Annotated in this window: 11 protein-coding genes; 9 read left to right on the top strand and 2 right to left on the bottom strand. The window is 60.7% G+C overall.

Features of this window, described 5'->3' with window-relative positions; genetic code table 11:
- Positions 1 to 46 precede the first annotated feature (46 nt).
- From Q0K10_RS00500 to mraY, 7 genes are all read left to right on the top strand, one after another.
- Positions 47 to 463: a hypothetical protein gene (locus Q0K10_RS00500; RefSeq protein ID WP_294501767.1), complete on the top strand. Its 417-nt coding sequence runs from the start codon at positions 47 to 49 to the stop codon at positions 461 to 463.
- A gap of 224 nt (positions 464 to 687) precedes the next feature.
- A complete protein-coding gene (gene secD / locus Q0K10_RS00495; protein WP_294501762.1) occupies positions 688 to 3,225 on the top strand; it encodes a protein translocase subunit SecD in 2,538 nt (845 codons plus the stop codon).
- Positions 3,222 to 5,651 carry a Na/Pi symporter gene (locus tag Q0K10_RS00490; RefSeq protein ID WP_294501759.1) on the top strand — a complete coding sequence of 810 codons (2,430 nt, stop codon included), beginning with the start codon at positions 3,222 to 3,224 and terminating at the stop codon, positions 5,649 to 5,651. The genes secD and Q0K10_RS00490 overlap by 4 nt, the downstream gene beginning before the upstream one ends.
- 95 nt (positions 5,652 to 5,746) lie before the next feature.
- Positions 5,747 to 6,406, top strand: coding sequence for a ThuA domain-containing protein (locus Q0K10_RS00485; protein ID WP_294501756.1), 660 nt, complete (start codon positions 5,747 to 5,749; stop codon positions 6,404 to 6,406).
- A 28-nt stretch (positions 6,407 to 6,434) separates the two neighbouring features.
- Positions 6,435 to 7,721, top strand: a complete 1,287-nt coding sequence (locus Q0K10_RS00480) for a hypothetical protein (RefSeq protein WP_294501753.1) — start codon at positions 6,435 to 6,437, stop codon at positions 7,719 to 7,721.
- A 22-nt stretch (positions 7,722 to 7,743) separates the two neighbouring features.
- Positions 7,744 to 9,081: an acetylxylan esterase gene (locus Q0K10_RS00475; RefSeq protein WP_294501750.1), complete on the top strand. Its 1,338-nt coding sequence runs from the start codon at positions 7,744 to 7,746 to the stop codon at positions 9,079 to 9,081.
- A gap of 154 nt (positions 9,082 to 9,235) precedes the next feature.
- Positions 9,236 to 10,330: a phospho-N-acetylmuramoyl-pentapeptide-transferase gene (mraY, locus tag Q0K10_RS00470; RefSeq protein WP_294501747.1), complete on the top strand. Its 1,095-nt coding sequence runs from the start codon at positions 9,236 to 9,238 to the stop codon at positions 10,328 to 10,330.
- Positions 10,331 to 10,336: 6 nt separating this feature from the next.
- On the opposite strand, the gene ispF is transcribed toward mraY, so the two are convergent.
- Positions 10,337 to 10,819: a 2-C-methyl-D-erythritol 2,4-cyclodiphosphate synthase gene (ispF, locus tag Q0K10_RS00465; protein WP_366942912.1), complete on the bottom strand. Its 483-nt coding sequence runs from the start codon at positions 10,817 to 10,819 to the stop codon at positions 10,337 to 10,339.
- On the bottom strand, positions 10,819 to 11,712 hold the full coding sequence (locus tag Q0K10_RS00460) for an amidohydrolase family protein (protein WP_294501740.1): 894 nt from the start codon (positions 11,710 to 11,712) through the stop codon (positions 10,819 to 10,821). The genes ispF and Q0K10_RS00460 overlap by 1 nt, the downstream gene beginning before the upstream one ends.
- A gap of 194 nt (positions 11,713 to 11,906) precedes the next feature.
- Between Q0K10_RS00460 and Q0K10_RS00455 the strand changes: the two genes are divergently transcribed.
- Positions 11,907 to 12,827 carry a sugar phosphate isomerase/epimerase gene (locus Q0K10_RS00455; RefSeq protein WP_294501737.1) on the top strand — a complete coding sequence of 307 codons (921 nt, stop codon included), beginning with the start codon at positions 11,907 to 11,909 and terminating at the stop codon, positions 12,825 to 12,827.
- Between the two features lie 136 nt (positions 12,828 to 12,963).
- Positions 12,964 to 13,524: a helix-turn-helix domain-containing protein gene (locus Q0K10_RS00450; protein ID WP_294501734.1), complete on the top strand. Its 561-nt coding sequence runs from the start codon at positions 12,964 to 12,966 to the stop codon at positions 13,522 to 13,524.
- Positions 13,525 to 13,560 lie beyond the last annotated feature (36 nt).

The following is a 13,560-nucleotide window of genomic DNA, read 5'->3' as shown; positions in this document are numbered from 1 at the left end:
GTCTGCTATGTTAAATAAAAGGCAAACCCAAAGCGGCGGTTCATTGATGAAAAAACAGATCCTCCTTATTTTGACTCTTTTTTCGGCCCTGATCGGGGTCGCGGGCATCTGCCATGATGCCGGGAAAAGGGGGATTCCGGTTTCCACGCCGGTTCCGGCGGAGTGCTCCGGGGAAACGGTTGACGCGGGCTTTTTCCAGAGCCCGGTTCCGGTTTCTCCGGACGAGGCGCTGCTGCCCGGGAACTGGCTGCGGGGGGCGCGGGTCGCGCGTTCCGGCGGGACGGTCCGCCCGATTCCGCCGAGATTTCCTGCCTCCGCCTGCGAGGCGGTGAACTTTTCCGTCTGTTCCGTGCCGGAAGTGCGGGGCGTCGTCCCGGTTCCGGATTTTCCTCCTCAAATACTCTTCTGGCTCGCTTCGACGCTCGAAGTCCGGGCCGGGCCTTGTGCCGTGCGCATCGGCTGAGCGTACCGGCACTGTTTCATTTCCCGCTTCCGGCGGGCGCGTGAGATCGCGCCCAGAGTCCGGTCTGCTCTTCCGATGAGTTCCGTTTTTTTTACCGGTATTCATTCAGAGAAAGAGAGAGTATGAGACGAACTCGATTGGTTTTTGCGGCGTCCCGCATGAAGGAGGCCGTTTTGAAGTCGCAGCCGGAGGTCCCGGCGGTGAATGGCGGGAGGATTTGACGCATGGGCGGAAAATTTCTCAAGCTGCGCACCTTTGTCATCGCCGCGGTGATCGCGGTGTTCGCGTTTTCCATCCACCCGCTTACGCCGCGGGATTTCTATGAGACGTTCCGCAACACGCTTCGCGAACCGGACGATCCCGTCGCTGCCGCGCTGATTGTCGACGCAAAGGCGCTTCAGGCGTCGCAGCCGGGGCTGAATCCGTCCACGGCACTGCTCGAGGCGGCCGAGGCGAAGAAGATCGACCTCGTGTCGCTGGTTCCGCCGGACGGGAAACTCGCCGGGAATGCGGACGTGATTGCGCTGGTCCGCCGCGAAGCCTCCGGGTCGATCCGGCTCGGGCTCGACCTGAACGGCGGAGTGGAGTTCATTCTGGAACTCGTTCCCGACCGTGAGCTGCTCGCAAAATCCGCGGGCGACGCCGGAAAAGAAGGCGTCGCGGAACTGGAGCGGAAATTCGAATCCGAATTCAGCCGTTATCGCGACCAGGCGATCGACACTCTGCGGCGGCGGCTCGAATCCCAGAATATCTTCGAATCGGAGATCATGCCGTTCGGTTCGCGTTCGGTCTCGCTGAAGGCGCCGATCACATCGAAGGATGAGAAGGATCAACTTCTTTCGCTCATCCGGATGAGCTGCAAGCTGAATTTCCGCCTTGTGCATCCCGACAGCGCGCGTCTGCTCGCAAACTATGATCCGGCCACGTTCCTCGCGCCGCCCGGATACGAGGTGCTTGAGGAGAACGGGCGCGACGGCATGCGCTACCTCGTGGCACGCCGCCCGGAGATGACCGGACAGTCGGTTTCGAAGGCGATGGTCGTGCGCGACCAGTTCGGCCAGCTCAAAATCGCGCTGGAATTCAATCCGCAGGGGGCGGCGGAATTCGCCCGGGTCACTGCGGAGAATCTGCACCGCCAGCTCGCGATCGTGCTCGACGGCGAGCTCTACTGCGCGCCGGTGATCCAGTCGGTCATCACCGGAGGCAGCGCCGAGATTTCCGGCTCGTTCTCGAACGAGGAGGCACAGCAGATCGCCGACGCACTGAGCGCCGGGAGCTTCCCGTTCCGGATCAACGTGACGGCCGTCTACGACACCGCGCCGTCGATGGGCGCGGACAATGTGCGGAACGGCGTCTACGCCGGACTGCTCGCGGCGGCGTTGTTGACGATCTTCATGTGTGTCTACTACTTCCGGGCCGGGGTGATCGCGTGCATCGCACTCGCGGCGAATGTGGTGCTGATTCTTGGTGCGATGGCGGCGTTCGGCGCGACATTGACCATGCCCGGCATCGCGGGCGTGATCCTGACGCTCGGCATGGCGGTCGATGCGAACGTGCTGGTGTTCGAGCGGATCCGCGAGGAGCTGTCCGCCGGGAAGAGTCTTGCAAATGCGATTGAGCTCGGTTACGACAAGGCGTTTTCGGCGGTGTTCGACGGGAACATCACGACGCTGATCTGCGCGCTGATTCTGATGTATCTCGGGAGCGGGCCGGTGAAGGGGTTTGCGGTGAGTCTGTCGATCGGTATTCTTTCGAGCATGTTCACGGCGCTCTGCCTGACGCGGCTGATCTTCGACTACGCGCTCCGGTTCCGCAACTGGAAGACGCTGAAGATGTGCCGGGTTTTTTCGAATCCGACGTTCGATTTTCTCGGGAAACGGAAGATCGCGTTTCTCGTTTCAGGGCTGCTGATTCTCGGGAGTCTGCTGCTCTTCGAGTTCCGCGGGGAGAGAATGCTCGGCGTTGATTTCACGGGAGGAACCCGGATCAGCTGCTCCTATGAGGAGCCGGTTCCGGTCGCGGAACTCGAAAAACTTCTCGGTGCAATCGACCCGAACGTGCGGATCAACTACAAATCGAATCCCGCCGCGCACGACAACCGCAAACTTGAGATCCTGATCCGCGACCGCAGCCATGCGGACGGAGAGGCTTCGCTTTCTCTGAGCAGCCGGGTCGTTTCGCTCCTCAACGAGACGTTTCCGCAGTTGAAGGCGTCGGACGGGCAGGAGACGACCGTGGGCGGACTGGTCGGGGCGGAGACCGGCCGGGCGTCGATCATCGCGATTCTGGTGGCGCTGCTCGGGATGAGCATCTATATTTCGATCCGTTTCGAGCTCTCGTTCGCGGCGGCGGGAATTCTTGCGCTCGTGCATGACGTGATTATTTCGCTCGGACTTTTCGTCCTTCTGGGGCGCGAACTTTCGCTTCCGGTGATCGCGGCGGTGCTGACGATCATCGGATATTCAATCAACGACACGATCATTATTTTCGATCGTATTCGTGAGGATGCGCGTCTGATGCCGGAGAAACCGTTCCGGGAGATCATCAACATCTCGATCAACCGGACGCTGAGCCGCACACTGCTCACGAGCGTGACCACCTTCCTCGTGGTCGCGGTGATGTTCTGCTTCGGCGGAATCGTCATCAACGATTTCGTGCTGGTCATGATGCTCGGGATCGTGATCGGAACCTACTCGTCGATCTTCATCGCGACTCCGCTGGCGGCGATGTGGCATCGCAAAATCGGAGCGGGCAGGGTATGAGGTGGAAACGCAAAAGCCGGCTGGTACGGTTCGCTCTGGTCAGCCTGTTCGCCGCACTGCTCGCGGGGTGTTCGCCGCAGGGGGAGGGGAAAGTTGATTCGGTTCGAATCCTGCGCGGAGCCGGGCAGTCCGCGCTTCCCGGGAAACCGTTCCCGGTGGAGCTCGTGCTTGAACTGACCGATTCCGGCGGCGATCCGGTGGCGGATTGTGCCGTCACGGTCGAAGCGGAACCGGGCTCCGAGCTCACGACGCCGGAACGGGTACTGCGTTCCGACGCGGGGGGCGTGGTGCGGATTCCGGTCACGGCCGGGCGGAAACTCGGGGACAACTATCTGCGGATCACGCCGGAGGGAGCGGAACGCAGGAGTCTGGTCTGCCGCTTCGTGACCGGGATTGAACTTCTCGCCGGGCGTCGGGAGGGGGCGGCGGGGGGCCGCCTCGCGGATCCGGTCGCGGTCCGGCTGGTCGACTCCGGCGGTGCGCCGGTCGCCGGGCGCGAGGTCTACTTCGAGCCGGTGCGGGCTCCGGAGGGGGGAAGTCTGCAGTTCTCGCACTCGAAAGTGCTGACCGACCGTGACGGGGTGGCCGCCACGCGCGTCACGCTCGGGGAGGCAACCGGGGTTTACGGTATTGAGATCAAGCCGGCCGGGCAGGACGGGGGACTCCTGACCCGCGGCGTGACCGTCGAAGTCATGGGGCTGAATTTGTGGAGTCTGCTCATCGGAGCGTTCGCGGGACTTGCGATCTTTGTCTTCGGCATGCATTTGATGAGCGACGGACTTCAGAAGACCGCCGGGGAGAAGATGAAAACCATCATTCAGCTCTTTGCGCGCAATCGCTTCATCGGACTGCTCGCGGGCGCCGGGGTGACCGCCGTGATTCAGTCGTCGAGCGCAACGACGGTCATGGTGATCGGTTTCATCAACGCGGGATTGCTGAACCTCGCGCAGTCGATCGGCATCATCTTCGGCACGAATATCGGCACGACCATCACCGCGCAGATCGTTTCGTTCGACATTTCAGCATTGGCGCTCCCGGCGATCATCGTGGGACTGCTGCTCTTCTTCATTCCATATCGCAACTGCCGCGGCATCGGGGAGACCGTGCTTGGTTTCGGATTCCTCTTTCTGGGGATGGTGATGATGAGCGACGAGTTGACGCGGATTGCGGATTTCCGGATCGTGACTGATCTCTTCGCCCGCTTCGACTGCACGCCGGTCGACGGCGTGATGCCGTTCGGAGCGGTGCTGGGCGCACTGCTGATCGGGCTGGTGGTGACGATGATCATCCAGTCGAGCTCGGCTTCGACCGGCATTGTGATCGCGCTCGGTGCGGGCGGTCTCATCAATCTCTACACCGCGATGCCGCTCGTGCTCGGTGCGAACATCGGGACGACCGTCACTGCGCAGCTCGCGGCGATTCCGGCCAACCGGGTCGCAAAGCAGGCGGCGCTGGCACACACGCTCTTCAACGTGATCGGCACGGTGGTCATGCTGGTGTTCTTCTACGTGCCGTGGGGGAGTTCCGGGATTCCGGTCTTCTTCCACATCGTCGACGCGGTGACGCCGGGGGATGCGTTCGGTGCGGTGGCGCAAAATGTTCCGCGACACATTGCGAACGCGCATACGCTGTTCAACGTATTCACCGCGATTCTGCTGCTGCCGTTCGTCATGCCGATGGCCCGGGTCTGCGAACGGCTGATTCCGGTGCGCAAGAAGGTCAAGTATACGAGTCTTGATCCGTATCTGCTCGAAAATCCGCCGATCGCGCTGCATCAGGCGGTCGGCCGTCTGCGTACGCTCACGCGCGGCGCCTGGCATCTGCTCGGGAAATGCACGGAAAACGTTCTCGACGGCAGGAGCGACGGTTCGAAGCGTGAGGAGTTCCGCAAACGCACCGCCCGGATCGAACGCATCCAGCAGGAGATCACCTCCTATCTCACTCAGCTGGCGCAGCGGCCGCTGACCGCGGAACAGTCCGCGGCGATTCCTGTGCTGACCCGCTGTGTGAATGACGCCGAGTGTCTCGCGGATTATGCCGGACAGCTCGCCCGGGAGTCGGCGCGTTTCGTCGAGCGGCGCGGAAAACTTTCGAAAAAAACCGAGAAGGAGTTGCGGGAGCTCCTGCGCGAAGTCGGACGCATGGCCGATCATGTGTTCGACTCCCTTGAATTCGGGCAGACGGAGTCCGTCGCTCTGGTTCGGGAACTTGCGCCGGAGATCCGCTCGCGGATCGACCGGATGGAGGAGCTTTACCTGGAAAGCCTGCGCAAAGGGACGTGCAACGCGGAGAGCGGGATCGTTTTCCTGGCGCTGACCGGAATCCTGCGCCAGGCGTGCGGCCGGCTCGAAAACATCGCGCTGCTCTCTTCGGCGCTCGGACGGTACGAGTGGACCGGAAATCCGCACCCGGTCCGCAGGCAGTGAGCTTTTCAGAAAAATCTCCGCCGCAAAAAGTGGAAAAAAATCCGAATTTGTGCTAAAATATGAAAACGCTGTTTTAACCACACAAGGACGGAAAAATGATACTTTTTGCGGCGGACGACCATTACAATACCTCTCCCGGAAAGAACACGTACGAGGAGATTGCAACCGATTATCCGGAAATGCGGTTTTACGAGAACGACTGGTCGTGCTTCACGGCATACGATCTGGCCGGGGAGTGCGAGTTGCTGATCCTGAACATGATCGCCGACACCTGCAATCTGCCGATTCCGGACGAGGCCGCGGCGGCGTCGGTGAAACGCTACTGCGAGGCAGGCAGGCCGATGCTGCTGCTGCACGGTGCGAGTTCCGCATTCTGGCCCTACGACTGGTTCCGGGAGTCCTCCGGCTTCCGCTGGGTGCGCGGGAACGATCCGGACGGGTTCGAACCGAGCTTTCATCCGCATGAACCGTATCAGGTCGTCCCGGCGAAAACCCGTCATCCGCTTGCGAAAAAGCTCGTGCCGATGGATTTTCCCCAGGATGAGATCTACACCGGGCTGGAGCAGACCCGCCCCTTCACGATCCTGATGCAGACGACGATCAGCATGGGAACCTTTCCGCAGTGCACCGAGTCGTTCACCCGCTGGGGCGGCCGGGTCGTGAATTTCCTGCCGGGCCATCTGCCCTGCGTGACCCGTCATCCGGATTTCGTGAAGAATGTGAAGATTCTGATCGACGATCTGCTCGGGAAATGATGCGTCGCCGCGCGGGGAAGTTACAGAGATGAAAAGACGGTTGTCGCTCCTTGCAGGCCTGCTCGGGCTGTTCGCCGCCGCCGCGGTTTGCGGCGCGGCGGACTCCGGGAGTCCCGCCTCCTACCCGTGGCGGAAGATCCTGACCCGGCAGAACGGCGAAGGTGCGCTCGGCACGGTTCCGGTCGACCGTGAGCTCGCCGTGAAGGGGGTTGCTCATGCGAACAGTGCGTTGTTCACGCCGGAGGGAACCCCCGTTCCGTTCCGGTTCGAGCCGGTCACAATTTCGGTCGAACGGAAGTCGCTGGGGGCGCTCGGACTCGTATCGAAACCGTATTACTCTTCCGACCGTACGCCGGGAGTGGTCTTCGACAATCCCGCGCGCGAGACGATCGAAGGAGTGGAACTGCGCACCGCCGAGCGCGATTTCGACAAACTCGTGCGGATCGAGACGAGCGAGGACGGCGTCCATTTTCAGCCGCTCGGGCCGGACCAGCCGTTTTTCGACTACTCCCGGGTGGGGGCGGAACGGCGGGTTCTGACGTTTCCGCCGGCGACTCCGCGCTATCTGCGAATCCGGGTGATGGATTATCCGGAGGAACGGCCGACGCCGGGATCTGTCGTCGAAGGCGGTCTGATTCCGGGGGGCGGTGAGTATGCGCGCCGCCGGATCCGGATCGAGCGGTTCTCCGCTCTCGCCGGGCGAACCGTCCAGGCATGGGAGCCGCTGACCGGATTCATTTCTCCGCTGGAGAGTTCCCGCCGGGAGGTGAAGACGCGGTCGATTGTGGACGGGCGGTTCGAGCCAGAGAAATTCTCGGTTCTGCAGGTGGAGATCGTTTCCAAACAGCCGTTTGCGCGCAGCGTCGAATGTTACGGCAGCATGGACGGGAAAAAGTTTCTGTTTCTCGGAAGGGTCTTCTGCCGGCGCTTAACCGCCGGAGGCGGGAAGGGGGTGGCCAAACTGCCGCTCGACGGAAGGCGCTTTCCGCACTACCGGGTGGAGGTGGAGAACGGCGGGAATCCGCCGCTCGACGAGATCCGGTTTCTGGCGGGGGCGGAGCGGAGCCGGATCGTCTTTGAGAGCAGCGAACCGGAGCTGATTTTCGCTTATGGCGGCGACTCGGCGGTTGTCCGTCCCGAAAGCCGGGCCGAAGGGGAGTGCGCCTCCTACTCCGCCGGACCGGAGGAACCGAATCCGGCATACGAGACCGGCGGGATCAACTGGACGCGCTGGATTCTGGCAACGACGGTCGGCATCATGCTGATCGTCCTGATTACATTGCTCTGGCGGGGCTATCAGTCGATCGTGAAGTGATCGAATAACGAAAGGAAAACATATGTCGATTCAAGCTGTGCTGTCCGCGGCGTCATTCGCGTCGCTCCTGCTGGTTGCAGGCTGTTCCATTCATGAGCAGGAGAAGATGGTTGCTCCTGCGGAGATCGTTACCACGGTTCGGGAGGCGCCGAAACCGGCGGCGACGGGGTACTCCTTCCGGGTGACGACCGATAAGCCGGCGGTTACCTACAAGGTCGGAGAACCGGTCGTCTTCACGGTCGAGCTGTTTGAAAACGGCACCCCCGCGGGAGCCGGAAAAGTTCTCGCCTGGGAGCGGAACGGGGATGACGGCATCGTCGAAAAGGGCGGCGCGAAATCGGGCGCTCCCCTGAAGGTCGTGACCCAGAGCAAAATTCCCGGTTTCATCCGGCTGACCGTGAAGGCCGAAAACGAGGATGGATCTCCGTTGAAGAACGGTTCCCGCAACGTGACGGTCACTTCCGGAGCCGCGGTCGAGCCCGACAAACTCGAAGTCGCCCCCGAACCGGCGGATTTCGACGCGTTCTGGGATCGCCAGAAGGCGCGCGTGAAGGAGGTTCCGCTCAAGGTGCTCGAAAAAGTTCCCGTGAAAGTCCGTACAAAGGGCGTGGTCTGCTATGATGTGAAAGTCGCCGCTCCCGGCGGCAAGCCGATGTCCGGTTACCTCTGCATGCCGGAGAATGCGAAAGAGAAGTCGCTTCCCGCGACGGTGGTTTATTTCGGCTACGGCGTCTACCCGATCAGCAAAAACGACGGCATGGCGAAGGATCGCATCGTGCTCTCGGTCAATGCGCACGGCTTCCTGAACGGGCAGCCGAAGGAGTATTACTCGAAACTCGCGCAGGGGGAATTGAAAGCCTATGCGTTTGATCAGAAGGAGAATTCCGATCCCGAGACGACCTATTTCAACGGCATGATGCTGCGGCTGATCCGTTCGCTCGAATACGTGAAGAGCCTGCCGGAGTGGGACGGGGTGAATCTCCGGGTCGAAGGTCACAGCCAGGGCGGTATGCAGACCGGTTTTGCGGCCGGACTCGACGAGGATGTGACGGAGGCGATTCTGAATCAGCCGTGGATGTGCGACATCGGCGGAGCGGCGATGGGTCATCTGCGTGGGACCTGGCACATCAAGCCGACCGAGGCGCTGAAATATTATGACACGATCTACCACATGCGCCGTTACAACGGCAAGGTCGTGCTGCTGGCCGGACTCGGCGATTACGTCTGTCCGCCGTTCGGCATGGCGAAGATCTTCGCCGAGGCGAAGGGACCGAAGGAGATCATCTACACCCAGTCCGCCGGCCACCACGGCAACCCGGAGGGGGAGAAGATTTCGCAAAAATGTGAGCTGACGGAATAGTCCCTCGAACTTCGGCTTCGCCCCGGTGCGCTCCTGTTGCCGCCCGGGGCGTTTTTTTTCCTGGTTTTGTTCGGTTTTCGACTGGAAAAAAAGCGGCGGAGGCTTATAGTAAATCGCGTGCAAACCAAACCCCTTTTTCCCGGAGATTTCGTCCATGTTGTATCTGCTTTCGCTGCTCGGAAACGAGTTCCTGCCGTTCCGTCTGTTTGAATACGTCACCTTCCGCGCGGGCGGCGCGGCGATGACGGCGTTCCTCATCGTGATCCTGCTCGGGAAATTCACAGCGGCGCGGCTGCGGCGGCTGAACGTGCTCTCCGCCGAACGGCTCGAAGGACTTGTCCCCGCCGAATTCATCGACAAGGAGAAGAGCCGGACTCCGTGCATGGGCGGAATTCTGCTGATCGGCGGCGTGCTCATCTCTGCCTGCTTCTGGAACGTGATGAGCAACCCGATTTCGATCCTGCTCGTGGCGTCGACTTTCGCCTTCGCTCTGGTCGGTTTCTACGACGACTACCGCAAGGTGGTCTACAAGGATCGCAACGGGTTGCCGGGCCGGTACAAACTTCTGCTTCAAATCCTCATCGCCGGAATCGGCGTCTGGGCGCTCTTCCGCATGCCGGAGGTCGGGCCGTACATGCACGAATTCATGCTCCCCTTTTTCAAGGAGCCGGTTCTGGTGTATGCGCCGTGGACGGTTCTCGTCGCGGTCGGAACCATCGTCGCAACCTCGAACGCTGTGAATCTGACCGACGGAAAGGACGGGCTCGCGACCGGCTGCACGATCTTCTGCACGCTCACTTACGCGGTGTTCGCCTACCTGATGGGACATGCGGTTTTCGCGGAATACTTGAAGGTCCCGTTCATCCCCGGCGCCGGGGAGGGGATGGTGTTCGCGGCTGCGGTCTGCGGCGGCTGCATCGGATTCCTCTGGCACAACTGCTACCCCGCCTCGATGTTCATGGGGGATACCGGCAGCCTTGCGCTCGGCGGCGCAATCGGTTTCCTCGCGGTGCTTGTGCGGCAGGAGGTGCTGCTGATTCTGGTCGGCGGCGTTTTTGTGATGGAAGCCGGGTCGGTCATGCTGCAGGTCCCCTGTTTCAAGTTGACCGGCAAGCGGATCTTCCCGTGCACGCCGATTCATCACACCTTCGAACGGAAAGGATGGACCGAGACGCAGATCGTCGTACGGTTCTGGATTCTCTCCGGCGTTTTTGCGCTGCTTGCGCTCGCGACGTTGAAATTGCGCTGATCCGGATCAGGCTCCGACCGTTTTCTCCAGCAGGACGACACAGGTGGCGGCGATTCCCTCTTCGCGCCCCTCAAAGCCGAGTTTCTCCGTGGTCGTCGCCTTGACCGAAACACGGTCGAGCGGCAGATCGAGCCCCCGCGCGAGGTTCGTGCGCATTTCGAGGTTGAACGGCAGCAGTTTCGGCTTCTGGGCGATGATGGTCAGATCGAGATTGCCGATCTCCCACTCCGAAACACGTGGATCAGCCATGACCGCCTTCAGCAGCTCCATGCTGTCGGCGTCCTTCCAGGCGGGATCGGTGTCCGGGAAGAGCTGCCCGATGTCCCCGAGCGCGAGCGCCCCGAGAATCGCGTCCATGAGCGCATGCACGGCGACATCCGCGTCGCTGTGACCGAGCAGCCCGGTTGAATGCGGCACCGGAACGCCGCAGAGAATGAGCCGGCGCCCTTCCACGAGTTTGTGCACGTCATATCCCTGTCCGATCCGGATCATTTCGTCTCCTCCTCCTTCATGAGCCGCGCGAGTTTGCGGAACGTCCGCAGCGCGTTGCCGCAAAAGACTTCCTCGTGATGCTCCTCCGGTATGATGGCCCGGATCACCCTGATATATTCGTCGATGTTGACCAGCGGATAGTCCGACCCATACAGGAAACGGCTCCAGTCGCCGAGATAGGCCATCCAGGTTTTCAGGTATTCGAGATAACCGCGATACTGCGCGAGAAATGTTTGGGAGTCGATTTTCCCCGCGGCGAGTCCGGAGAGGTCGATCGAGACGTTTTCGTTCTTTGCGGCAACTTCGGTCGCGTCGACGATCCACGGGTTGCCGTAATGTGCGAGAACGAAACGGGTTTGCGGAAAGTCGACCGCGATCTCGTCGATCGTCAGCGGATGGGAGTATTTCACATGTCCGCGGGTTCCCGCCGTGTCGCCGGTGTGGATCACCACCGGAACATCATACGCCGCCGCGAGTTCAAAGAACGGATAGTGGCGTTTGTCCGACATGTAGAGGTGGTGGTATCCGGGGTAGAACTTCAGACCGACGCACTGCGGTGTCTTCAGATATTTTTCAAAGAGTTCCAGGGATTTCGCGGTGTTTTCCGGCGTGATCGCTCCCGAATCGACTCCCGCGCAGTAGACGATGTTCCGGGGCAGTGCGCACGTTTCCGCCGTGACCGGCCCGGCCAGATCCGGGCGCATCGGTTCGCAGAGGCCCGCCGGATTCCCGTCGCTGCGGCCCGTCCCCATCGCGATTGCCGCGACGACCCCGTTGTTCCTGAAATTCTCCGCGACGGCCGATGCGGTGTTGATCTGACCGGATTCCCGGGCTGTCTGATTGAACCCCTCGTGCCCGGCGTAATGGATGTGTGCGTCGATGATCTTCATACTCTTCTTCCTTCCGCCGATAATGTACCGCTTCCTTTCAGGAAAAGCAAGTTCCAATCGTCTTGTTTCTGCCCTTCCCCGGGGCAAAATTATTCTGAAAAATCTCGTGCAGTTGTTGATAAATCACCGGCGCGGCGTTACATTAATTATTGTTAACAGACTTAACAAAGCAGATGTCAGGAAAGGATCGGAAGATGTATTACACCGGTTTTGCGGATGAAGCGGCAGTCGGGATCGCCGGGCAGATCAAAGCAACAAAGGAGCTCGGCTGGAAGTGGATCGAATCGCGGAACATCGACGGGAAGAACATCCACGATCTTCCTGAAGCGGAGTTCGAAAAAGTCGTCGCTGCGCTGGAGGAGTCCGGGGTCGGAATCAACTGCTTCGGCAGCGCGGTTGCGAACTGGGGCTGGAGTCCGCTCAAAGAGGAGGATTTTCAGGCCACGATCGAGCAGCTCAAGCGCGCTCTCGTCCGCATGAAACGGCTGAACTGCAAAATGATCCGGGGCATGAGCTTCAAGGCGCAGTGGGATCGGCCCGCATGGGATCCGGAGGTCGAGGAGAACGTTTTCCGCAAAGTCGCGTATCTCGTCAAGATGTGCGAGGATGCCGGTGTGCTCTATCTGCATGAGAACTGCAACAACTACGGCGGCATGTCGTGGAAACACACACTCAAGCTGCTCGACAAAATCCAGTCGCCGAACTTCAAGCTGGTCTTTGATACGGGCAATCCCGTTCTGAACTTCGACCGCAGCGAGGGGGATTCGCTCGACCGGATCCAGAGTTCGTGGGAGTTTTACAGTCACGTGAAGGAGTTTATCCACTACGTGCACATTAAGGACGCGATTTTTCTCGGAGAAACCAATCCGAGCGGCTTCAACAAGGTGGAGTTCACTTTCGCCGGAGAAGGGCAGGGGGATGTGCTGCGCATCGTCACGGATCTGCTGCGGAACGGTTACGACGGCGGATTTTCCATGGAACCCCACATGAAGAACGTCTTCCACGAGAGCGTCGGAGAAGATCAGCGCGCCCAGGAGAAGTTCGACAACTACGTCGAGTACGGCCGCCGCTTCGAAAAGCTCGTTGAGGAGGCGAAGAGGGCCATCGCCAGGTAGCTTCCCCGCCGTACGTGGATTGGAAACCGGCTGTGTTTTCCGGTTTCCACCGTTTTTTCCGCATCGCGGTCTTGACTTGCGGCGGAAGAAACATTATGGTAAACCGGTCGGAAGCATCATACCCCCGGAGGAATTTATGGATCTAGTGAACGTCGCCCAGAAAATCCGCCAGTTGCGGCAGCAGCAGCAGTTGACGATCGACCAGCTTGCCGCCCGCAGCGGTCTTTCGAAGGGATACATTTCGCGGCTGGAAAACTTCCGCACCGGCGCCTCGCTGCGTGCGCTGAATCTGGTTGCCGCCGCGCTCGGGGTCGACATGATAGAACTCTTCCGGCGCGAGAACGCGAGTCCCGAATATGTGTTCGGCCGCCTGGAGGAGGGCGAGCGGATTGACCGCAATCAGGGGCTCGAATACGGCATTCACTACCATGCGCTCGCATTTGAAAAGACCGACCGTACGATGAACCCGTTCTTCATCGAATACCGCCCCTGCGACCGGAAACGCGAACTGCTTCAGCATGACAGCCAGGAGTTTTTCGTCGTTCTCGAAGGCGAGGTGGACTATGCGATCGGCAGCCCGGAGAACATCCGCCGCATGCGGAAGGGCGATACCATCTACCTCGACGCGCGGCTGCCGCACGGCGCCTCGCTCGCGCCGGAGTGCGATTACGCCGCCGCCATGGTGATCTATCATTAGACGATCCGCCGGGAGCAGGAAAACAAAACCGGGCGG

This window comes from uncultured Victivallis sp., assembly GCF_944391105.1.
GTDB lineage: Bacteria > Verrucomicrobiota > Lentisphaeria > Victivallales > Victivallaceae > Victivallis.
The sequence above is the reverse complement of the archived record's forward strand: the minus strand, read 5'-3'. Positions and strand labels throughout refer to the sequence as shown.

Bases quoted from the DNA above. Each gene is read 5' to 3' on its own strand.
- Q0K10_RS00500 (WP_294501767.1), top strand. From the start codon at position 47: ATGAAAAAACAGATCCTCCTTATTTTGACTCTTTTTTCGGCCCTGATC.
- secD (WP_294501762.1), top strand. From the start codon at position 688: ATGGGCGGAAAATTTCTCAAGCTGCGCACCTTTGTCATCGCCGCGGTG.
- Q0K10_RS00490 (WP_294501759.1), top strand. From the start codon at position 3,222: ATGAGGTGGAAACGCAAAAGCCGGCTGGTACGGTTCGCTCTGGTCAGC.
- Q0K10_RS00485 (WP_294501756.1), top strand. From the start codon at position 5,747: ATGATACTTTTTGCGGCGGACGACCATTACAATACCTCTCCCGGAAAG.
- Q0K10_RS00480 (WP_294501753.1), top strand. From the start codon at position 6,435: ATGAAAAGACGGTTGTCGCTCCTTGCAGGCCTGCTCGGGCTGTTCGCC.
- Q0K10_RS00475 (WP_294501750.1), top strand. From the start codon at position 7,744: ATGTCGATTCAAGCTGTGCTGTCCGCGGCGTCATTCGCGTCGCTCCTG.
- mraY (WP_294501747.1), top strand. From the start codon at position 9,236: ATGTTGTATCTGCTTTCGCTGCTCGGAAACGAGTTCCTGCCGTTCCGT.
- Q0K10_RS00460 (WP_294501740.1), bottom strand. From the start codon at position 11,712: ATGAAGATCATCGACGCACACATCCATTACGCCGGGCACGAGGGGTTC.
- Q0K10_RS00455 (WP_294501737.1), top strand. From the start codon at position 11,907: ATGTATTACACCGGTTTTGCGGATGAAGCGGCAGTCGGGATCGCCGGG.
- Q0K10_RS00450 (WP_294501734.1), top strand. From the start codon at position 12,964: ATGGATCTAGTGAACGTCGCCCAGAAAATCCGCCAGTTGCGGCAGCAG.